This is a genomic window from Tessaracoccus coleopterorum (genome assembly GCF_011174705.1).
GTDB lineage: Bacteria > Actinomycetota > Actinomycetes > Propionibacteriales > Propionibacteriaceae > Arachnia > Arachnia coleopterorum.
On sequence record NZ_JAANIJ010000001.1, the window covers coordinates 1,667,212 to 1,686,579 of the forward strand.

The window sequence follows — 19,368 nt, forward strand, 5'->3', positions numbered from 1 at the left end:
GGAGGCGGCATGTCGATCAGCGCGCTCGATCTGTTCAAGATCGGCATCGGTCCTTCTTCATCGCACACGATGGGTCCGATGCGGGCCGGGGCCCTCTTCGCGGAGGCCCTGGCCGACCTGCTCGATGAGGTGGCCCGCGTCCGGATCGACCTGTACGGGTCGCTCGCCGCGACGGGCATCGGGCACGGCACGGACAAGGCGGTCGTCGGCGGGCTGCTCGGCAACCTGCCCGAGGCGACCGACCCCGACCGCTTCGAGGCCGACGTCGCCGCGGTCGGGCGTGAGGGCCGCCTCCTGCTCGCGGGGCGCCGTCCCGTCCCGTTCGACTGGGCCACCGATCTCCGGTTCCACCGCGAGGCGCTGCCCCGACACCCGAACGCGCTCGACCTGACGGCCCTGGGCGAGGACGGCCGCGTCGTCCACACGGCCCGCTACTACTCGATCGGCGGCGGCTTCGTCGTCGATGAGGAGGAGGCCGCGCGGGGCGGCACCGGGGTCGACGAGGTGAGCGTCCGGTACCCGTTCAACACCGCCGAGGAGCTGTTGGCGACGGCCGCACGCGAGTCGCTCAGCATCGCGCAGGTGGTCGCGGCCAACGAGGAGGCCTGGCGCCCCGCCCACGAGACGCGGGCCGCCCTGGTCAACATCTGGGGCGTGATGGAGGCCTGCGTGGAGCGTGGGATCAGGCAGGAGGGTCTCCTTCCCGGCGGGCTCCGGGTGCCGCGGCGCGCGCCCGACCTGTACCGGCGGCTCACCTGCGACCCGCGGCCGAACCTGATCACCGTGACCTTCTCGGCGATGGAGTGGGTCAACCTCTACGCGCTGGCCGTCAATGAGGAGAACGCGGGCGGCGGCCGGGTCGTCACCGCCCCACCAACGGCGCGGCCGGGATCATCCCGGCCGTGCTCCACTACTACATGGACTTCGCCGAGCACCCGGGCGACGACGACATCGTCGACTTCCTGCTGGCCGCCACCGCGGTGGGGGTGCTGTTGAAGCAGAACGCCTCCATCTCCGGTGCGGAGGTGGGTTGCCAGGGCGAGGTCGGTTCGGCGTGCGCGATGGCCGCTGCGGGCTCGCCCAGGTGCTGGGCGGCACGCCGGGGCAGGTGGAGAACGCGGCGGAGATCGGCCTCGAACACAACCTGGGGCTGACGTGCGACCCGATCGGCGGGCTCGTCCAGGTGCCGTGCATCGAGCGCAACGCGATGGCGGCCGTGAAGGCGATCAACGCGGCCCAACTGGCACTCAACGGCGACGGCACCCACCGCGTCACCCTCGATCAGGCGATCCGCACCATGCGCGACACCGGACACGACATGTTGAGCAAGTACAAGGAGACCTCGGAGGGCGGCCTCGCGGTCGCCTTCATCGAGTGCTGACGCCCGGTCAGGTCGGGTCGGCGGACTCCTCGGCCGGCCCGGTCGCGACGGTGCGTTCGTTCAGTTCGATCCAGGACGAATCGCAGCCGGGGCAGCGGTAGACGGGCGCCCCTCGACCCGCTCGTCGGTCTCGACGGTGCCGCAGGCATCCTGGCACGGCCAGGTGGAGAGGAACCTGGCGCTCACCGGGCCGCCCAGGTCGCCCGGAGCCACGAGAGGCAGAGCCCCAGCCAGGCCTGGGCGTTCTCGGGCAGGGCGCCGCGGTCGGCATTGGAGAGCGGCGTCGCCATCGACAGGCCGTGCGGGCCGCGGTCGAAGTGGTGGTACTCGAACTCGACGCCCGCCTCCGCAAGGGCCGCCGCGAAGCGCAGCGACTGGGTGGGCGGGACGGTGGTGTCCTCGTTGGTGGTCCAGAGGAACGTCGGTGGCGTCGCGGCCGAGACGCCCGCAATGCAGTCGCCAAACGTCAGGTGGGGGCGGGAGCGGCCGTCGTCCCAGTCCATGGTGAGCACCGCGTAGCAGGGGACGATGGCGTCGGGGCGGGGCTGAAGGCCATCAGACCGGCGTTGATCTCGACGCCCGCGGCAACCAGCGCGTCGTATTCGGCCCGTTCGGCGGTCTCGAGTGCGGGGTCGTCCCAGGCGGTGCCGATCATCCCCGTCACGTGGCCACCGGCCGAGAAGCCGAGGACCGCAACCCGGGTCGGGTCGTTCCCCAGCTCTTCGGCGTGTGCCCGGACCCACCGGACGGCGCGGGCGGCGTCGACGGCGGGGTTGGGCCCGGTGGCGTGCTCGTTGATGGAGTAGCGCAGCACGAACGTGTTGAAGCCGCCCGCGAGGAAGGACGCGACCACCGGGTCGACCTCGCGCTGGGAGAGGAACTCGTAGCCGCCCCGGGGCAGATGACGATGGCCGGCCGCGGGTGCTCCAACGGCGTGGGTCGCTCCGAGTGCAGCGGCAGGTCGAAGACCGTCGCCTCAAGGGAGACGCTCCGTTGTGGGTTCAACTCGACGGTGAAGGTGCGCACCGATCAAGCCTATCCCGATCGGGCAGGGGCACCGGGATGTGAGGATGGGGTGATGGCAGCGCACCCACCGCAGTTCGACCCGGCCGATCCGTACCTGGCCCGCCTCCGCACGGTGGCGCTGGCGCTGCCCGGCGCCGGGGAGAAGCTCGTGGTCGGGCACCCCGCGTTCTACACCCGCAAGGTGTTCGGCTACTTCGGGATGAGCTACAAGGTGGGGGTGAGTGGGCGCACTCGCCGCGGTCGGCAGCCTTCCTGCTGCCGGAGGACGAGCGACTCGCGCTGCTCGACGACCCGCGCGTGCACATCCCCGGCTACATCGGGCCGTTCGGCTGGATCGGGGTCACGCTGGACGACTCGACCGACTGGGACGAGATCGCCGAGCTGATGGAGCTGTCCTACCGGGAGACTGCGGGCTCCCGGCTCCTACGGGAGCTGGACGCCCGGCGCCCCTGAGCTTCAGAGCCCGCGGACCTTTCCGGAGACCCACTTCCCGAGGTCGGTCACGCCCTCCCCAGGTCGCGGGCCAGCTTGGCCAACGCGTCCTCGCTCTGCCTGAAATCTGCGGCGTAGGCGTCGGCGGCGGCGCTCGCCTCCGACGAGATCTTCGCATCGGCGTCCTCGTCGCGGCGCGGGTACCCACCGCGAGGATCGCGGCATAGGCTCCCGACTCGACCCACCGTCGGATCTCGCTCGCCCGCACAACGTTCATCGGGTGGGTGGAGCCGTCGACGAGCATCAGCTTCGCGATCGAGTCGCGCAGGTCGTCGCTCTCCTGGTACTCCCGCGCCTGGGCAAGGAACTCCGTCTGGTCGAGGTCCTCCAGGTGCCCACCGGAGGCGAGCTTCATGTTGACCCGCACGGCCGCAGGCACATCCTGGGTGGCGAGCAGCCCGGCCCGGTCGGCGGACAGCTCCGACTTGCGAGACCACTCCGTGAGGGCCGAGCGGAGCGCGATCAGCCCGATGCCACCGAATGGGACGCTCGTCAGGGTGAACCCGAAGGTGAGGATGTACTGCAGCAGGGTGCGGTAGAGGGCGTGCCCGCTCAACGCGTGGCCGAGCTCGTGGCCGAGCACGAACCGCAACTCCTGGTCGTCGAGGAGGTCTACCAGCGCGGAGTTGACCACGATCTTGGGCTTGTCGATCCCGATCGTCATGGCGTTGAGCACCGGGGAGGCCATGACATACAGCTCGGGCAGTTCGGGGCGTCCAACGCGGTGGCCGCGTCGGCGTGCAGCCGATGGACCCGCGGGAACTGGCGCTCGCTGACGCGGACGGCGGAACCGAGCAGCTGCATCCGGATGGAGCGCTCGTTCATGAACGCGGAGAACTTCCGCAGGATGGTGTCGAAGCCCTGGAGCTTGCGCAGCGCGACGAGCGCCCCCTGTCCGCCGGATGCTCCCAGGCCCGGCTGGAAATGCCCTTGAGGGGTATGCGGTGTCGGGTGGTGTCGGAGGTCATGGGTCCAGTGTGCCCGCTCCCCCGTCCAGCCCGCCTGCGACCCAGGTCCCTGTCACGACCCTTTCGGCCGGGACGGTGGCCCATTCTTCCGGGCAGACCGACCGGAATCGGCCACTGGCCGATTTCTCCGGCAGGCCCCGAGGGATGCAGCCGACCGGGACGCTGGCCCATTCTTCCGGGCAGACCGACCGGAATCGGCCACTGGCCGATTTCTCCGGCAGGGCCCCGGGGGATGCAGTTGGCAGGGCCGAGGATGCAGAGAGGGCCCGGCCGAAGCCGGGGCCCTCTCCTAAAGGACTTCGTCCTGTGGGATCACTCAGCGGTGACCTCGAACGGCACGTGCGCGGTGACCGCGCCGTGCAGCTTGACGTTGGCGGCGTGGCCACCAACGGACTTCACGGGCTTCGCGAACGAGACCGAGCGCTTGTCGATCGTCGGGCCGCCGGCCTTCTTCACGGCAACCGCGAAGTCGTTGGCGGTCACGGCGCCGAACAGGTGACCCTGCTCGGAGGCGCGCGAGGTGACCTTGATGGTCAGGCCCTCGAGCTGCGAGCGGATCTCCTGCGCGTGCTCGACACCGCGAACCTCGCGGGCGTCGCGGGCACGCTTGATGCCATCGATCTGCTTCTCGTTGCCACGGGTCCAGCGGATCGCCTTGCCCTGCGGCAGCAGGTAGTTGCGGCCGTAGCCGTCCTTCACCTCGACGATGTCGCCGGCGATGCCGAGCTTGTCAACGGTGCCAGTCAGGATGAGCTTCATAGTGAACCTTTCCCTTCCGTGATCAGCGAGCGGTCGACGCGTAGGGCAGCAGGGCAACCTCACGCGCGTTCTTGACGGCGATGGCGACCTTGCGCTGGTCCTGGACCGAGAGGCCAGTGACGCGGCGGGCGCGAATCTTGCCACGCTCGGAGATGAACTTCTTGAGCGTGTTGGTGTCCTTGTAGTCGATGTTGGCGACGCGGGTCGTCTTCACCGGCATGATCTTCTTCTTGTTCACAGGCTTGCGCTGTGGACCGGCCATTGTGGTGCTCTCCTTTGTTGGTGGGCGGGATGCCCTGAAAGCCCGTCTCGCGACGGAATGTGCCAGCTAGCCCGCGGAGGGCTAGATAAGCGGTGGATCAGAACGGGGCTCTTCAGGCTGCGACTGGGCCCACGGATCGTTTCCGCCGCGGTTGCCACCGGCATTGCCGGAGCTTGCCCAGGGATCAGCCTGCTGCTGCGGCTGGTTGCCGCCGCCGCCGTTGCCGCCCTGACTGCCCTGCCACGAGCCGCCACCGCCGCCGCCACCCTGGGTGCGGGTGACCTTCGCGGTTGCGTAGCGCAGAGCGGGACCGACCTCGTCGACATCAACCTCGAACACGGTTCGCTTCTCACCCTCGCGGGTTTCGTAGCTGCGGGCCTTCAGTCGACCGGAAACGACGACGCGCATCCCCTTGGTGAGGGATTCGGCCACGTTCTCGGCGTACTGACGCCAAACCGAGCAGTTGAGGAACATGGCGTCGCCGTCCTTCCACTCGTTCGTCTGACGATCGAACGTGCGGGGGTGGACGCGACCGTGAAGTTCGCGACAGCGGCCCCATTGGGCGTGAAGCGAAGCTCCGGATCGGCGGTGAGGTTGCCGATGAGCGTGATGGGTGTCTCGCCTGCCATGTTTTTCAGTGCCTTCCGATGGATCGGACTTCGATGGGCCGAGCGGCCCACCTCGTGTTACCTCCAGATTCTCGGGCCAGGGCCCGACAATTTTGCAGGTAACTGTGAAGTTGTGGAAAAGAACCCGGTCCCCGCGAGGGGAAACCGAACTCAGTCCTCGAGACGGAGAACCTTGGTGCGCACGATCTTCTCGTCGATGGACATCAGACGGTCCATCTCGGATACGGTCGCGGGCTCCGCGGTCAGCTGGAGGACGGCGTAGATCGCCTCCGACTTCTTGTTGATGTCGTACGCAAGGCGACGACGTCCCCAGATGTCGATGTTGTCGATCGTGCCGCCATCCTTGGTGATGACTTCGAGGTGCTTGTCAACGAGTGCGGGTGCCTGACGCTCATCAACGTCGGAATCGATGAGAACCATGACTTCGTACTTACGCATAGTTCAGCCCCACCTCCTTCGGACTAACGGCCACGGGTCGTTCCCGTGGCAGGAGGGCGTGACCGACCAGGTGGTCAGTCGATCCACCACCCTACCGTGGGGCGGACGGCTGGCGGAAATCCTTCAGGCCTCCCGGAGCCCTCGATGACGCCCGAGGAGACGATGGAGTCCCAGTACAGGTCGGCGAACGCCAGGTAGCCCTTGTCGTTGGGGTGGAACCAGTCGGCCGCCGTCTTTGTGTAGAACCGCAGATACCCGTTGTCCCGCATCGACCGGTAGATGGGCACGAGGTGGTGCCCGTAGCTTTCGATCAGCCCGGTGGCGCGCCGCGTCATGGCCAGCGACCGCTGGGAGAGGCCGGGGATCAGGAACCAGGGCACGTCGCCGACGAAGCTGCCCGGCGGCAGCGCCGCCAGGATGGCCTCGAGGCTCGCGGCGAACGACTCGACGCTGTTGTCCGCCGCGAAGATCACGTCGTTGCCGCCGATGTCGAGCGTGACGATGTCGGGGGTGAAGCCGAGTTCGGCGAGGTGCGGGAGCTGGCGCGCCACGACGTCACCGGAGACCGCACCCGAGACCGAGAGATTGGTGATCGCAACATCACGCCCCGTCGCCTGCGCCAGCCGGTCACCGACGATGGCGACATAGCTCGCGCCGACGTGGCTCGCTCCGACGCCCTGCGCCGCCGAGTCGCCCAGCGCCACGTAGTGGAGCACACCCTCGGCGTGCCCCCACGCCGCGACTCCCAGTGCGCCCGGTAGTCGTCGACGTGCCGGTTGATGAGGCGGTGCCCCTTCAGGTAGTTGTAGCCGACGGCGGCCAGGCCGGCGGCCGCGGCGCCTACGGCGAGGCCGGCCCGAAGCGGTTCATCTCCGCCTCCGGTAGGGGCCGGGATCACCGGGTTGCCGTCCTTGGCCCAGGCTCGCAGCCCACCCGCCACCGACTCGGCGAGAAGGCCCCTCTCGCGCAACTGGGCAGCGACCAGCGATGAGCGCAGCCCGTTGTCACAGATCACGACGATCGCGGCCTCGCGGTCCGCCAGCGGGTCGTCGCCGTGGATCGCCAGGAGCGGGTCATCCCCGAAGTCCTTGGGCTCCACCGGCCGCGCCCGGGGGCGTGGCCGGACTCGTACTCGATCGGCGTGCGGACGTCGATCAGCACGGCCCCTTTGCTGAGCGCCATCAGCGTCTCTTCGATGCTGAGGCCGCCCGCGGAGCGCTTTCCGAGGAAATCCATGAAACCCATGCGCCCATCGTGGCTTGCGGCAGGGCCGCAGCCAAGTCGGTTCGGCGAATGGACTGCGATTTCGTGGCAGGCTGGCCGGATGGGCATGGCGGTCGGGATCAGGGACTACGGGCCGGGCGATGCCGCGGCGACGCTTGAGGTGTTCATCGACGCGGTGACGGTGACCGGCGCCGCCTTCTACAGCGCGGCCCAGCTCGAGGCCTGGGCCGATCCCGGCAACCGGAACTGGAGGCCTGGCACCGGGCCAGGAGCGCGCGGGGACCTTCGTCGCGACCATCGACGGCGAGGTGGTCGCCTTCTCCGACGTCGATCCCGCCGGCCACATCGACATGCTGTTCGTGTCCCCGCGTTCGGGTCGGCAGGGCATCGCGACGCGCCTGCTGAAGGAGGTCGAACGGCGGGCGCGCGCCTCCGGCGTGACCACGTTGACCACGGACGCCAGCCTGGCGCTGCGGCCGCTGCTGGAGCGCCTCGGCTTCACGGTGACGGCGGAGCAGCACCCCGTGACGAGGGGCGTCGAGTTGACCAACTTCGCGATGGAGAAGGCGCTGGCGTCAGAGGATGCCGAGCTGGGTCAGCCCGACGACGCCTGACACGGCGGCGAGGCCGAGCCCGAGGAGCACGTACCCCGCCCACCGCCTGCGCGCCCAGAACACCGTCAGGACGGGCAGCACCAGCCCCGCCAGCGCCTGCACCCCGAACCCGATCGACTTCCACAGCGGAGGCGCGGCGATCTCGAAGTCGATGCCCGCGCTGTCGACGGGCGGGATCACGACGTAGGCGAGCCCGGTCAGGGTCCCGGCCGAGCCGAGCAGCAGCGCGGCGGCTCCGAGCGTGAGCGCACCGGGCCAGGTGGTCCACCACCTGCGACGTTCAGCCATGCCCCGACCCTAGGGCTGTGACGCAAGAACGTCAGCGGTCGTCCCGGGCGCGTTCCTTCAACCGGGCGTACATGTCGTCGATCATCGCCTTGAACCTGGCCTCCACCTCGCGCCGCTTCACCTTCAGCGTCGGCGTCAGCAGGCCGTTGTCCATCGTGAACTCCTCATCGATGACCTGGGTCTCCTTCGGCCGGTCCTGCGACGGGAGCTTCGCCGTCAACTCGTCGACGCGCTTCCTCATCTCGTCGAGGAGCTCGTTCGAACGGAGCCAGTCCTGCAGCTCACCCTGCCACTTGCCCGCCTTCGCCAGCGCCTCCACGTGCGGGAGGGACGGCTTGACGAGCAGCGTCACGAACGGGCGGTTGTCGCCCAGCAGCACTGCGTGCTCGAACAGCGGGTCGGCAAGGATCAGGCCCTCGATGGGCTGCGGGGCGACGTTCTTCCCGCCGAGCGTGACAATGATGTCCTTCAGCCGGTCGGTGATGGTCAGGAAGCCGTCGGTGTCGATGTAGCCGACATCTCCGGTGCGCAGCCAACCGTCCTCGATCGTGTCGGCGGTGGCCTGCTCGTTGTTCCAGTATCCGAGCATGACGTTGGGGCCCTTGAAGAGAATCTCGCCGAGGTCCCCGATCCGCAGCTCGCCGCCATGGAGGACCTTCCCGGCGGTGCCCTCCTTGAAGTCGGACGGTGCGTTGAACGACACCAGCGGCGAGGCCTCCGTCAGGCCGTATCCGGTCATCACGGGCAGGCCGATGGAGCTGAAGAACTCCTCGATCTCGATCCGGAGCGGGGCGCCACCGCAGGCGAGCACGGTCTTCGGCCCGCCGACGGCGTCACGCACGGCCTTCAGGACGAGCTTGTCCGCGATCTTCAGCTTCGCGCGCAGCACCGATCCAGGCTCACGGCCCGCTCGGTGCGCGTACTGGTTGTGGCGGCCGATCTTGAGCGCCCACGCGAAGATGCGGCGCTTTGCGGCCGAGCCGGCCACCTTCGCATGGGCCGTGGTGTAGACCGTCTCGTACAACTTCGGGACCGACACCATCATGGTCGGCTTGGCGAGCACCATCTGCTCGGCGACGGTGCGGGCGTTCTCCACGTAGGTGTTCATGCAGCCGTTCAGGAGGACGACGATGGTCCAGGCCCGCTCCAGCGCATGCGAGAGGGGCAGGAAGCAGAGCGAGTGGTCTTCGGATCGGAACGTGAAGAGCAGGTCGAGGGCTTCGCCCTGCGCAAGGAGCGCCTTGTGCTGGATCATGACCCCTTCGGCGCACCCGTGGTGCCCGAGGTGTAGATGATCGAGGCCAGGTCGTCACCGCTCGCGCGGGCGAGCCTCTCGTCGATCGCAGCCCGGTCGGGGTCGGCGAGGAAGCCGGGGTAGGCGACCATGTCGGCGGGCATCCCCTCGTAGGGGTGCACCACCACGATCGTCTTCAGCTCGGGAGCTCCTCCCGCGCCTCCAGGACGCGCTCGGCCTCGCTCTTCCCACCCACGAACATCACCGTCAGGCCCGAGTCGCGCGAGATGTGCGCGATCTGCTCCGGCGTCGACGTGGCGTACAGCGGGACGGGGACCGCGCGCACGGTGCAGGCGCCGAAGTCGATCTCCGACCACTCCGGCTGGTTGTTCAGGAAGATGCCGATCCGGCCGCCCTCCTCGACTCCCAGGCCGATCAGGCCCTGGGCGACCCGCTCGACGCGCGCCCCGAACTGGGCGTAGGTCTGGACCTCCCAGTCGTCGTCTCGCCGGATGCGGGTGGCGGGTCGCTCCCCATGGTTCTCGATCACGGATCGGAACCTGGTGATGATGTGGTCGGACAAGTCGGCCTCCTTCGGCAACTGCTCGCCCCAAGGCTACTGCGGCCGCCCAGGCCGGGGAGCCGGTTCCGTCGTGGTGGATCCGGGGCTAAGCTGGCCTGACCCCGACCAGGAGGAATGAATGACCGACTGAGCCTGGCACGCCCGTTGGCGCGTGCCGTCCCACAGAGACCGCATCCCAGCGACCCCAGGACCAGTAACCATGGCTCATTCCCCGCCGTCGTCGTCGACGGCCTCACCTTCACGCTTCCCGACGGAACCGGCATCCTCCTCGACGTCACCGCGACGTTCCCGGTCGGCATGACCGGCCTGATCGGCCCAACGGCTCCGGCAAGACGACCCTGCTGCGCCTGATCGCAGGCGAGCTCACCCCGACCTCCGGGACGGTGCGTGCGGCCGGCCGGGTCCACGTGGTTCCGCAGCGCCTGTCCAGGGCGGGCTCCGTCGCGGACCTGCTCGGCATCGCAGGGAGCCGGGCGGCCCTGCACGCGATCGAGGCCGGGTCGGTCGACCAGGCGCACTTCGACGCGGTCGGGACGACTGGGACGTCGAGGCCCGCGCCATCGCCGAGCTTGCGGCACTTGGCCTCCCGGCCGACCACGACCTCCTCGACCGCGACGCGTCCACGCTCTCCGGAGGAGAGGCGACCCGGATCGCATTGGCGGGTGCCAGGCTGGCCCGCGCCGACGTCACCCTGCTCGATGAGCCGACCAACAACCTCGACACCCGCACGCGACGCTGGCTCCACGACGCGCTCGACGACTGGGAGGGGCCCGGATCGTGGTGAGCCACGACCGTGACCTGCTCGAGCGGGTCGACGCACTTGTCGACCTCGATCCCGCGGGGTCGAGGTGTTCGGGGCCCGTTCAGCGCATACCTGGAGCAGCGCGCCCTGCGGCAGGCGGCCGCCGAGCGCAGGCTGCGCGATGCCGATGCCGAACTGGAGAGGGCGAGGCGGCAGGCGCAGGTCGAGCTCCAGCGGCAGGCCCAGCGCGACCGCTCGGCACGGAAGGAGCGCGCGCTCGGCAACGTGTCGAAGGGCGCGGTCGACTTCTACAGAAACCGCGCGGAGAAGGGCGTCGGGTCGAAGGGCGTCGCGCACCAGAAGGCGGTCGCCGACGCCGGGGCGACCCGCGCCGAGGCCGACGCGTCGGCCCGCACGGCCGACACGATCCGCATCGCGCTTCCCGACACCACGGTGCCCGCGGGCAAGGACGTGCTGCGCCTCACCGTGGGCGGCACGCGCCTGGACGTGGTCGGCCCGGAACGGATCAGGCTGGTCGGCGACAACGGCTCGGGCAAGTCCACCCTGCTCGCGCTGCTGACCGGGGGCGACGGCGACGAGCCGTGGCGCCGGGCGGTGCTTGACGGCGTCCAGCTCGACCTCGCACCCACCGTGCCGCTCGGGATGCTCGCGCAGAGCCTCGACGACCTCGACCGGTTCGCGACCGCCATCGAGGCTGTGCGCGACGCGGCCCCGCTGCGCACCCCGCACGACGCCCGGGCGCTGCTCGCACAGTTCCTGATCCGCGGCGACCGGGCCGACCAGCCGCCGTCGACCATGTCGGGCGGGGAACGGTTCCGTGTCGGCCTCGCCCGGACGCTGTTCGCCGACCCGGCCCCGCAGTTCCTGGTGCTGGACGAGCCGACCAACAACCTGGATCTCGACTCCGTCGGGCAACTTGTTGAGGCGCTCGAGGACTACCGGGGCGCGCTCCTGATCGTGACGCACGACGGGCACCTCGCCGCCGAACTGAGCATCCACCGGACGTGGGAGCTCGAGCGGCCTGGCGGGGTGCCCGTGGTGCGCGACGCGATCGTCTAGCCGCGCGCCTTGTCGGCGGCGATGACGCGGCGCATGCCCTCGATGGCCACGGGGATCAGGTTCTCGACCTTCGAGGCCTCCTTCTCGGCGTCCGTCATCGGCGCGAAATCGTGGTGGCCCATCACCATCATCACGCCGCCCGCGCGGACGCGGCGCACGGACGCGACGAGGAAGAGGGCTGCGCACTCCATCTCGGAGACGAGACAGCCGCCCTTCACCCAGGCGTCCCACCGCTCCCGGAGGCGCGGGCCGACCGGCATCGAGTCGGGTCGTGCTGCCCGTAGAAGGAATCCTTCGACTGCGAGACGCCCACGTGGTAGCGGCGCCCCATCTCGGCGGCCGCGAGCACGAGGCCGTTGATGATGTCCTGGTCGGCGACGGCCGGGTACTCCATGGGCAGGTAGTGCAGTCCGGTGCCCTCGTCGCGGATCGACGCGTTGATGACGGCTATGTCGCCGGGCTGCGTCTCGGGCTGCATGGCACCGGAGGTGCCGACGCGCATGAAGGTGTCGGCTCCGACGTGGATGAGCTCCTCCACCGCGATCGCGGCGCTCGGGCCGCCCATCCCGGTCGAGGTCACGGCCACGGGAACGCCGTCGAGCTCGCCCACCCAGGTGGTGTGCTCGCGGTGCGAGGCCACGAAGCGCGGATTGTCGAAGTGCTGCGCGATGACCTCACAGCGGCCGGGGTCGCCGGGGAGGAAGACGTAGCGTCCGATGTCTCCCTGCTTGAGGTGGATGTGGTACTCGTAGCCCTCGGAATAGGCCATGTCGGCTCCCTGGTGGTCGGTGATGTGTTGCCCCTACGCTAACGCCACCGTCGCCCCGGCCGCTGGCGCGGTGGCCTGATCGCCCTCAGCGGAGGGTCGGTTCCGGGAGCAGCCGGCGGTGCAGGGTCGCGTCCCCGGTGAGCTCCGGGTGGAACGCCACCACCGTCACGGCACCCGAGCGCACACCGACGACCCGGCCCCGGTGCTCGGCGATCACCTCGACTCCCGGCCCCACCCGGGTCACGACGGGTGCCCGGATGAAGGCGGCCATGACCGGCCCATCCACCGTGTCCACCACCGCCTCCTCGGAAGCCACCTGCGACCCGAAGGCGTTGCGTCGCACCGTGATGTCGAGCAGGCCGAGGCTCTGCTGGCCGGGGCGGGATCCTCGATCCCGGTGGCGAGCCCGATCATCCCGGCGCAGGTGGCGAGCACCGGCAGCCCTCCCCGGACGGCGGCGCGGAGCGGTTCGACGAGCCCGAACATCCGCATCAACCGGTCGATGGTCGACGACTCACCGCCCGGGAGCACCAGGGCGTCGAGGCCCTCGAGGTGCGCGGGGCGTCGCACCGGGACGACGTCGGCGCCGAGGCCCTCGAGCACCCGGGCGTGCTCGACCACCCCTCCTGGAGCGCGACGACGCCGACGCGTCCCGTCACCAGCCGCGCTCGGCGAGGCGGTGCGGCGCGGGCAGGTCGGAGACGTTGATGCCGACCATGGCCTCGCCGAGCCCGCGTGAGGCCTCGGTGACCACCTCGGGGTCGTCGAATGCGGCGGTCGCCTTCACGATGGCCGCGGCCCGCCTCGCCGGGTCACCCGACTTGAAGATGCCGGAGCCGACGAACACACCGTCGGCGCCGAGCTGCATCATCATGGCGGCGTCGGCGGGCGTCGCGACGCCCCCGGCGACGAACAGCACCACGGGAAGCCGGCCGGTGCGCGCGACGTCGGCCACGAGGTCGTAGGGCGCCTGCAGTTCCTTGGCCGCGACGTACAGCTCGTCGGGCGACTTGGCCTGCAGCGCGCGGATCTCGCCGAGGATCTGCCGGATGTGCCGGGTGGCCTCCGACACGTCGCCGGTGCCCGCCTCGCCCTTCGAGCGGATCATGGCCGCGCCCTCGGCGATCCGGCGGAGGGCCTCGCCGAGGTTTGTGGCGCCGCACACGAAGGGGACGGTGAAGGCGTGCTTGTCGATGTGGTTGACGTAGTCGGCCGGGGAGAGCACCTCGGACTCGTCGATGTAGTCGACCTTGAGCTGCTGCAACACCTGGGCCTCCACGAAGTGCCCGATCCGCGCCTTCGCCATCACGGGGATCGACACGGCGTCGATGATGTCGGCGATCAGGTCCGGGTCGCTCATGCGGGCCACGCCACCCTGGGCGCGGATGTCGGCGGGCACCCGCTCCAGCGCCATCACGGCGACGGCTCCCGCGTCCTCGGCGATGCGGGCCTGCTCGGCGGTGACGACGTCCATGATCACGCCGCCCTTCAACATCTCGGCGAGGCCGCTCTTGACGAGGCGGCCCCGACGAGGGGGTCGGGTCGGTGGAACGGTTCAGCGTATCGGTCATGACGGACACCTTCCCCGCCCGAGTGGATCATCACAAGAGCCACTAGCATGGAGTTCCATTGGACCACTTGGAGGCGGCATGCAGCGCACCGAGGTCGACCTACCGCTCCTGCTCGACCGCCGCGACCCACGGCCCTCACGCTCCAGGTGGCGGACGGGATCCGCGAGCTCGTCGATGCGGGGGCGCTGCGCCCCGGGGAGCGACTGCCGGCGACCCGCCCGCTGGCCGTGCGGTGGGGGTGGCCCGTGGCACCGTCGTCGCCGGCATCGACCAACTCGTCGCCGAGGGCTACCTCACCGCGGTCACCGGCGCGGGCACCGTCGTGAACCCGCGCCTGCGGACGATCCACCCTGGCCTGCCCTCCGCAGCGCGCACCGTCGCACCACCCCCGCGCCGGAGCGACCCGCCCTGGTGGATCTCACCCCCGGACGGCCCGACGCCGCGCGCCTCGTCGATCCACGCTGGCGCGAGGCGTGGCGGACGGCGGCCTCCCGGATGGCGGCGACCGCGCCTCCCGCCGCCGGCCTGGCCGAGCTGCGCGCCGAGTTGGCGGCCCACCTGCGCCAGGTGCGGGGCGTGCTCGCCGACCCGGCCGACATCCTCGCCACCACGGGGCCCGCGACGGCCTCGCGCTCGTGCTGCGGCTCGAGTCGCTCCGACGGGGTCGCGACCTCACCGTCGCCGTCGAGGACCCCGGCTATCCCTCCCTGCGCCGGGTGCCCGAGCGGCTGGGCGCGAGGCTGGTGGAGGTGCCGGTCGACGGCGACGGGCTCGATATCGCCGCGCTGGGCGCACTGAGCCCGGCCCCCGACGCCGTGATCGTGACGCCGAGCCACCAGTACCCGTTGGGCAGTTCGATGTCGGCCGCCCGCAGGCACGCGCTGCTCGCCTGGGCCGGTGCCACCGGCGCGCTGATCATCGAGGACGACTACGACTCGGAGCTGCGCTACGTGGGGGCGCCCTGCCCGCGCTGGCCGCGCTCGACCGGCAGCACGCCCCGAGGGCCGCTCGGTGGTGACGTTGGGCTCGTTCTCCCGGACGGTCACGGGCGACCTCGGGCGGGTTTCGTCTACGCCCCGAGGTCACTGATGGCCGACCTCGTGCGGCTCCGCGCCGACCTGGGCGGCCTCCCCTCGGGGTGGCGCAGCGGGCCCTCGCCGGCTACCTCCGCTCCGGGGTCTGCGCCGCCACATCGAGCGGATGCGCCGCGACTACCGGCGACGCCGCCTCGTGCTGCTGGGGCGCTGGCCGATCTGGAGGGCGGCGAGGTGACCTGCATGGACGGCGGGCTGCACGCCGTGGTCCACCTGGGGCGATGCCCACGCTGACCGCGGCTGACCGCGAGGCCCTCGTGATCCGCGAGGCGGCCGACCGCGGGATCGTGGTGACCCCGCTCAGCCGCTACTGGGCCCACACACGCCCGACCACCGCCTACGGCATCGTGATCGGCTATCCGCCGCCCGGCCCGAGGGAGGGCGGGCCCTGGCGGCGCTCTGCGCCGTGATCGCGTCGACGGCGGGGAGTGTGGTCGACCTCGGGTCACCCCTCCTGCCGGGCACCCCGGTTAGGCTGAGCCCATGACGATCACCCTGGGCGCCCACGTCTCCTCAACCCATCCGCTCGTCGATGCCGCGGGCATGGGGGCCGACCTCGTGCAGATCTTCGTCGGCGACCCGCAGAGCTGGAAGAAGCCCACGACGCTCTTCCCCGACGGCGCCGCCGCCCTCAACGCCGCCGCCTCCTCGGACGGGGTCGGGATTGTCGTCCACTCTCCCTACGTGCTCAACGTGGCGTCCACCAACAACCGGATCCGCATCCCGTCGCGCAAGCTGCTGCAGCAGACGATCACCGAGTCCGCGGCCATCGGCGCGATGGGCGTGGTGGTGCACGGCGGCCACGTCACCGCCGACGACGACCCGGCCGTCGGGTTCGAGAACTGGCGCAAGTGCATCGACGGGCTCACCCTCGACGTGCCGATCTTCATCGAGAACACAGCGGGAGGCACCAACGCGATGGCCCGCACGCTCGAGTCGATCGAGCTACTGTGGGCCGCGATCGGCGATTCGCCCAACATCGACCGCGTCGGATTCTGCCTCGACACCTGCCACGCCCACGCGGCGGGGCTGGACCTGGAGGGCTCGTCGCCCGGGTCGTGGCCATCACCGGCAGGGTCGATGTCGTGCACTGCAACAACTCGCGGGACGCCGCGGGCAGCGGGGCCGACCGGCACGCGAACCTCACCGACGGCACGATCGACCCCGAGCTGCTGCTCACGGTCGTGCGCGAGGCAGGCACCGCGACCATCCTCGAGACCCGGGTGAGGTGCCCGAGCACGCGGCCGAGATCGCCTGGCTGAGGCCCACCTGGAAGGGTGACCCGGGGCCTTGTCGGGTCCGATAAACTACCGACCGCCACCACGTACCCACCGGAAGGGACCACTGGCGTGCTGTATGCCCTGATCGCAGTCCACGCGATTCTCGGCGCGTCCACTCCCTGTTGGTCAGGAGGCTCGGCGCCCGGGTCTTCTATGTCCTGGCCGCCGCTCCGCTGGCCGCGGGCATCTGGCTGACGGCGATGGCCCCAGGCGTCCTCGGGGCGTGCCGTATGTCGAGAACCTGGCCTGGATTCCCTCCCTCGATGTGACGCTCACCCTGCGGGTGGGGCTCGTTCAGTGGATCCTCGCGATGATCGTCACCTGGATCGGCTTCCTCGTCCTCCTCTACAGCAGGTGGTACTTCGACGGCCTCACCACCGGCCGGTCCGCCGCCATCCTCACGGTGTTCGCCGGCACCATGCTCGGCCTCGTCACGGCTGACAACCTCATCGTGATGTTCGTGTTCTGGGAGCTGACCACGGTCTTCTCCTTCCTGCTCATCGGCCACGACCCGACGCGGCGCGCCAACCGCGGCGCCGCCCAGACGGCGCTGGTCGTGACGACCACAGGCGGCCTCGCGATGTTGGTCGGCATCGTCGCCGTGCACCACAGCAGCGGCACCATGTCGCTCGAGGCGATCCTCGCCGATCCGCCACGGGGACGCTCGCCGGCGTGGGCGCGCTCCTGATGCTCGTCGGCGCCCTCAGCAAGTCGGCGCTCGTGCCCTTCCACTTCTGGCTCCCCGGCGCGATGGCCGCCCCACCCCGATCTCGGCCTACCTGCACGCCGCGGCGATGGTGAAGGCGGGCGTCTACCTGGTCGCCGTGCTCGCCCCTGCGTTCGCGGAGGTCCCGTTCTGGCGGCCCGCGGTGCTGCTGCTCGGAAGCATCACGATGATCCTCGGCGGCTGGCGGGCCCTACGCCAGACCGACCTGAAGCTCCTGCTCGCCTACGGCACCGTTTCCCAGCTCGGCTTCATGGTGCTCCTGCTCGGCGTCGGCACGAAGTCGGCCGCCATGGCCGGCCTCGGGCTGGTCATCGCGCACGCCCTGTTCAAGTCGGCGCTGTTCATGTGTGTCGGCCTGATCGACCACTCCGCGGGCACCCGCGACATCCGCGAGCTCAGCGGCGTCGGGTACCGCGTGCCGTGGCTCGCCGTGATGGGCGGCCTCGCCGCGCTGTCGATGGCCGGGATCCCGCCACTGGTGGGCTTCATCACGAAGGAGTCGGCGTTCGAGTCGATCGTCAACCTCGTCGACGGCGACCTCCCGTCGCTGACCCCCTGCCCGCCGTCGCGCTCGCCGCCGCGCTCACCTTCGGTGCCGCGCTGACGGTCGCTTACTCGCTGCGCTGGTGGTGGGGCGCGTTCGCCTCCAAGAGCGGGCCCCGCCCTCAACTGGCACCGGCCCGCCGTCGGCATGGCCGCCGTGCCAGGTCTCCTCGGCGGCCTGAGCCTCGCGCTCGGTTTCCTCGGCCCCAGCTGACAGCGCTGATCGCCCCTACGCCGAGACCCTCGGCACCGGGGAGAAGAGCCACGGCCTCGCGCTCTGGCACGGCTTCACCTGGCCGCTCATCATGTCGCTGCTCGCGGTGGGCGCCGGCGTCGTGCTGTTCCTCTTCCGCAGGCGGATCGCCGCGATCCAGGCGACGTTCCCGCAGGTGGCCACCGCCGAGGAGATGTACCACCGCTCGATGCACGGCATCGACCGGATCGCCGTCGAGGTGACGGCGCGCGTCCAGCGGGCTCCCTGTCGATCTACCTCGGCACGATCCTCGTGACTCTCGTGTCCGCCTCGCTGTTCGCGATGCTGCGCATCCAGCAGTGGCCGAAGCTACGGCTCTACGACACGCCCGCCCAGCTTCTCGTGGTGATCGTGATCGCGACCGCCGCGGTGCTGGCCGCCGCCTCGCGCGGCCGGATCCGCGCGGTCCTGCTGGTCGGGGTCACCGGTTACGGCCTCGGGCTCCTGTTCGCGATGGGCGGCGCCCCCGACCTCGCCCTGACCCAGGTGCTCGTGGAGACCGTCACCCTGGTGGTCTTCGTGCTGGTGGTGCGCAAGCTGCCCCGCTACTTCACGAACCGCCCGCTCAGCTCCACCCGCTGGTGGCGGGTGCTGGTGGCCCTCCTGACCGGCACCACCGTGACGCTGATCGCCCTGGTCACGCTCGCCGCCCGGGTCGCCGAGCCCGTCTCGAAGGACTGGTACCGGCTTGCCTACGAGTACGGATACGGGAAGAACATCGTCAACGTGGCGCTCGTCGACACGAGGGCGTGGGACACCTTCGGTGAGATCTCGGTGCTCGTCATCGCCGCCACAGGCGTCGCGTCACTGATCTTCCTCCGCTCACGCGTCAGCAAGGTGACCTCGACGAAGGAGGCCTTCGAATCCCGCGAGGACGAGCCGCAGGCCGACACCGCGCCGGGTGTGTGGCTGCGCGCCGGGCAGACCCTCTCCCCGATGGTGCGCTCAATCGTGTTCGAGGTGATCACCCGCGTCCTGTTCGGCGTGATGATCGTCGTGTCGGTCTACCTGCTCCTCGCCGGCCACAACTGGCCGGGCGGCGGCTTCGCCGGCGGCCTCGTCGCGGGAATGGCGCTCATGATCCGTTACCTCGCCGCCGGCCGCCACGAGCTCGACGAGGCCGCCCCCGTCGACGCCGGTCGGCTGCTGGGCGGCGGCCTGCTGCTTGCCCTCACCGCCGCGGTCGCGCCGCTGTTCTTCGGCGGCACCATCCTCCAGAGCTACGACTGGCCCATCCACATCCCGCTGCTCGGCGAGCTGCACCTCGTCACGTCGACGCTCTTCGACATCGGCGTCTACCTCGTCGTGGTCGGCATGCTGCTGGACGTGGTCCGCAGCGTCGGCTCCGGCATCGACCAGCACGCCTCGGAGGAGATAGCGCCGGTGCCCATCCCCGACTCGACGAAGACCC

General features: G+C 70.3%; 25 protein-coding genes and 8 pseudogenes. 15 read left to right on the plus strand and 18 right to left on the minus strand.

Features of this window, described 5'->3' with window-relative positions; translation table 11 throughout:
• Positions 1–9 precede the first annotated feature (9 nt).
• Positions 10–1,381, plus strand: a pseudogene (locus G7085_RS10705) (L-serine ammonia-lyase).
• 182 nt (positions 1,382–1,563) lie between these two features.
• Here the strand turns inward: G7085_RS10705 and G7085_RS10710 are convergent.
• Positions 1,564–1,884, minus strand: coding sequence for an alpha/beta hydrolase (locus G7085_RS10710; protein WP_231980164.1), 321 nt, complete (start codon positions 1,882–1,884; stop codon positions 1,564–1,566).
• Positions 1,848–2,234: an alpha/beta hydrolase gene (locus G7085_RS10715; RefSeq protein WP_197510944.1), complete on the minus strand. Its 387-nt coding sequence runs from the start codon at positions 2,232–2,234 to the stop codon at positions 1,848–1,850. The genes G7085_RS10710 and G7085_RS10715 overlap by 37 nt, the downstream gene beginning before the upstream one ends.
• Before the next feature lie 225 nt (positions 2,235–2,459).
• On the opposite strand from G7085_RS10715, the gene G7085_RS10720 reads away from it, so the two are divergent.
• Positions 2,460–2,792 carry a hypothetical protein gene (locus G7085_RS10720; RefSeq protein ID WP_197510945.1) on the plus strand — a complete coding sequence of 111 codons (333 nt, stop codon included), beginning with the start codon at positions 2,460–2,462 and terminating at the stop codon, positions 2,790–2,792.
• On the opposite strand, the gene G7085_RS10725 is transcribed toward G7085_RS10720, so the two are convergent.
• From G7085_RS10725 to G7085_RS10755, 8 genes and pseudogenes are all read right to left on the minus strand, one after another.
• Complete coding sequence (locus G7085_RS10725; protein ID WP_331715617.1) at positions 2,748–3,575, minus strand: M48 family metallopeptidase; 828 nt, start codon at positions 3,573–3,575, stop codon at positions 2,748–2,750. The two genes, G7085_RS10720 and G7085_RS10725, sit on opposite strands and share 45 nt — an antisense overlap.
• Complete coding sequence (locus G7085_RS25555) at positions 3,560–3,724, minus strand: hypothetical protein (protein WP_231979416.1); 165 nt, start codon at positions 3,722–3,724, stop codon at positions 3,560–3,562. The genes G7085_RS10725 and G7085_RS25555 overlap by 16 nt, the downstream gene beginning before the upstream one ends.
• 455 nt (positions 3,725–4,179) lie before the next feature.
• Complete coding sequence (gene rplI / locus G7085_RS10730) at positions 4,180–4,626, minus strand: 50S ribosomal protein L9 (protein ID WP_197510946.1); 447 nt, start codon at positions 4,624–4,626, stop codon at positions 4,180–4,182.
• A gap of 22 nt (positions 4,627–4,648) precedes the next feature.
• On the minus strand, positions 4,649–4,888 hold the full coding sequence (gene rpsR, locus G7085_RS10735; protein WP_073187171.1) for a 30S ribosomal protein S18: 240 nt from the start codon (positions 4,886–4,888) through the stop codon (positions 4,649–4,651).
• 81 nt (positions 4,889–4,969) lie between these two features.
• Positions 4,970–5,517, minus strand: a pseudogene (locus tag G7085_RS10740) (single-stranded DNA-binding protein).
• A 150-nt stretch (positions 5,518–5,667) separates the two neighbouring features.
• Positions 5,668–5,955 (minus strand): 30S ribosomal protein S6, encoded by a 288-nt coding sequence (gene rpsF, locus G7085_RS10745; protein WP_197510947.1) that lies wholly within the window; start codon positions 5,953–5,955, stop codon positions 5,668–5,670.
• A gap of 74 nt (positions 5,956–6,029) precedes the next feature.
• Positions 6,030–6,671 carry an SGNH/GDSL hydrolase family protein gene (locus G7085_RS10750; protein ID WP_197510948.1) on the minus strand — a complete coding sequence of 214 codons (642 nt, stop codon included), beginning with the start codon at positions 6,669–6,671 and terminating at the stop codon, positions 6,030–6,032.
• A gap of 295 nt (positions 6,672–6,966) precedes the next feature.
• Positions 6,967–7,200, minus strand: a complete 234-nt coding sequence (locus G7085_RS10755; protein ID WP_197510949.1) for a rhodanese-like domain-containing protein — start codon at positions 7,198–7,200, stop codon at positions 6,967–6,969.
• A 233-nt stretch (positions 7,201–7,433) separates the two neighbouring features.
• Between G7085_RS10755 and G7085_RS10760 the strand changes: the two genes are divergently transcribed.
• The gene (locus G7085_RS10760; RefSeq protein WP_231980168.1) at positions 7,434–7,793 is read left to right on the plus strand and encodes a GNAT family N-acetyltransferase; all 360 of its coding nucleotides are present in this window, start codon (positions 7,434–7,436) and stop codon (positions 7,791–7,793) included.
• Here the strand turns inward: G7085_RS10760 and G7085_RS10765 are convergent.
• From G7085_RS10765 to G7085_RS25570, 4 genes and pseudogenes are all read right to left on the minus strand, one after another.
• Positions 7,755–8,081: a hypothetical protein gene (locus G7085_RS10765; protein ID WP_197510951.1), complete on the minus strand. Its 327-nt coding sequence runs from the start codon at positions 8,079–8,081 to the stop codon at positions 7,755–7,757. The two genes, G7085_RS10760 and G7085_RS10765, sit on opposite strands and share 39 nt — an antisense overlap.
• Before the next feature lie 31 nt (positions 8,082–8,112).
• Positions 8,113–8,670, minus strand: coding sequence for a hypothetical protein (locus tag G7085_RS36300; RefSeq protein WP_456300412.1), 558 nt, complete (start codon positions 8,668–8,670; stop codon positions 8,113–8,115).
• Positions 8,671–8,715: 45 nt separating this feature from the next.
• Positions 8,716–9,479: pseudogene (locus tag G7085_RS36305) on the minus strand (AMP-binding protein); the annotation flags it as partial.
• Between the two features lie 32 nt (positions 9,480–9,511).
• Entirely contained in the window at positions 9,512–9,898 is a 387-nt protein-coding gene (locus G7085_RS25570) for an AMP-binding protein (protein WP_231979419.1), read from the minus strand.
• Positions 9,899–10,012: 114 nt separating this feature from the next.
• On the opposite strand from G7085_RS25570, the gene G7085_RS25575 reads away from it, so the two are divergent.
• The 3 genes and pseudogenes from G7085_RS25575 (at position 10,013) to G7085_RS10785 (ending at position 11,720) form a co-directional block, all read left to right on the plus strand.
• Complete coding sequence (locus tag G7085_RS25575; RefSeq protein WP_231979420.1) at positions 10,013–10,249, plus strand: hypothetical protein; 237 nt, start codon at positions 10,013–10,015, stop codon at positions 10,247–10,249.
• 205 nt (positions 10,250–10,454) lie between these two features.
• Positions 10,455–10,682 (plus strand): annotated as a pseudogene (locus G7085_RS30175) (ATP-binding cassette domain-containing protein); the annotation flags it as partial.
• A gap of 9 nt (positions 10,683–10,691) precedes the next feature.
• Positions 10,692–11,720 carry an ATP-binding cassette domain-containing protein gene (locus G7085_RS10785; protein ID WP_197510952.1) on the plus strand — a complete coding sequence of 343 codons (1,029 nt, stop codon included), beginning with the start codon at positions 10,692–10,694 and terminating at the stop codon, positions 11,718–11,720.
• On the opposite strand, the gene G7085_RS10790 is transcribed toward G7085_RS10785, so the two are convergent.
• The 4 genes and pseudogenes from G7085_RS10790 to pdxS form a co-directional block, all read right to left on the minus strand.
• Positions 11,717–11,938 carry a nucleoside phosphorylase-I family protein gene (locus G7085_RS10790; protein ID WP_197510953.1) on the minus strand — a complete coding sequence of 74 codons (222 nt, stop codon included), beginning with the start codon at positions 11,936–11,938 and terminating at the stop codon, positions 11,717–11,719. The two genes, G7085_RS10785 and G7085_RS10790, sit on opposite strands and share 4 nt — an antisense overlap.
• A complete protein-coding gene (locus tag G7085_RS10795) occupies positions 11,935–12,489 on the minus strand; it encodes a nucleoside phosphorylase (protein WP_197510954.1) in 555 nt (184 codons plus the stop codon). Before G7085_RS10795 ends, G7085_RS10790 begins: the two co-directional genes overlap by 4 nt.
• 85 nt (positions 12,490–12,574) lie before the next feature.
• Positions 12,575–13,148 (minus strand): annotated as a pseudogene (gene pdxT, locus G7085_RS10800) (pyridoxal 5'-phosphate synthase glutaminase subunit PdxT).
• Positions 13,145–13,984 carry a pyridoxal 5'-phosphate synthase lyase subunit PdxS gene (gene pdxS / locus G7085_RS10805; RefSeq protein WP_197510955.1) on the minus strand — a complete coding sequence of 280 codons (840 nt, stop codon included), beginning with the start codon at positions 13,982–13,984 and terminating at the stop codon, positions 13,145–13,147. Before pdxS ends, pdxT begins: the two are co-directional and overlap by 4 nt.
• A gap of 123 nt (positions 13,985–14,107) precedes the next feature.
• Here pdxS and G7085_RS25580 point away from each other — a divergent pair, with 123 nt between their 5' ends.
• The 9 genes and pseudogenes from G7085_RS25580 to mbhE form a co-directional block, all read left to right on the plus strand.
• Positions 14,108–14,386 (plus strand): GntR family transcriptional regulator, encoded by a 279-nt coding sequence (locus G7085_RS25580; protein WP_231979421.1) that lies wholly within the window; start codon positions 14,108–14,110, stop codon positions 14,384–14,386.
• Positions 14,387–14,471: 85 nt separating this feature from the next.
• Positions 14,472–14,858 carry a hypothetical protein gene (locus G7085_RS10815; RefSeq protein ID WP_197510957.1) on the plus strand — a complete coding sequence of 129 codons (387 nt, stop codon included), beginning with the start codon at positions 14,472–14,474 and terminating at the stop codon, positions 14,856–14,858.
• Entirely contained in the window at positions 14,810–15,388 is a 579-nt protein-coding gene (locus tag G7085_RS10820; protein ID WP_197510958.1) for an aminotransferase-like domain-containing protein, read from the plus strand. The genes G7085_RS10815 and G7085_RS10820 overlap by 49 nt, the downstream gene beginning before the upstream one ends.
• The gene (locus G7085_RS10825) at positions 15,376–15,564 is read left to right on the plus strand and encodes a hypothetical protein (protein WP_197510959.1); all 189 of its coding nucleotides are present in this window, start codon (positions 15,376–15,378) and stop codon (positions 15,562–15,564) included. The genes G7085_RS10820 and G7085_RS10825 overlap by 13 nt, the downstream gene beginning before the upstream one ends.
• A 73-nt stretch (positions 15,565–15,637) precedes the next feature.
• Positions 15,638–16,460 (plus strand): annotated as a pseudogene (locus G7085_RS10830) (deoxyribonuclease IV).
• Positions 16,461–16,657: 197 nt separating this feature from the next.
• The gene (locus tag G7085_RS32525; RefSeq protein ID WP_197510960.1) at positions 16,658–17,122 is read left to right on the plus strand and encodes a proton-conducting transporter transmembrane domain-containing protein; all 465 of its coding nucleotides are present in this window, start codon (positions 16,658–16,660) and stop codon (positions 17,120–17,122) included.
• Positions 17,122–17,765 (plus strand): annotated as a pseudogene (locus tag G7085_RS25585) (proton-conducting transporter transmembrane domain-containing protein). The gene G7085_RS32525 and the pseudogene G7085_RS25585 overlap by 1 nt, the downstream one beginning before the upstream one ends.
• A gap of 244 nt (positions 17,766–18,009) precedes the next feature.
• Positions 18,010–18,213 (plus strand): hypothetical protein, encoded by a 204-nt coding sequence (locus G7085_RS10850; protein ID WP_197510962.1) that lies wholly within the window; start codon positions 18,010–18,012, stop codon positions 18,211–18,213.
• A 26-nt stretch (positions 18,214–18,239) separates the two neighbouring features.
• Positions 18,240–19,268: pseudogene (gene mbhE / locus G7085_RS10855) on the plus strand (hydrogen gas-evolving membrane-bound hydrogenase subunit E); the annotation flags it as partial.
• Between the last annotated feature and the right edge of the window lie 100 nt (positions 19,269–19,368).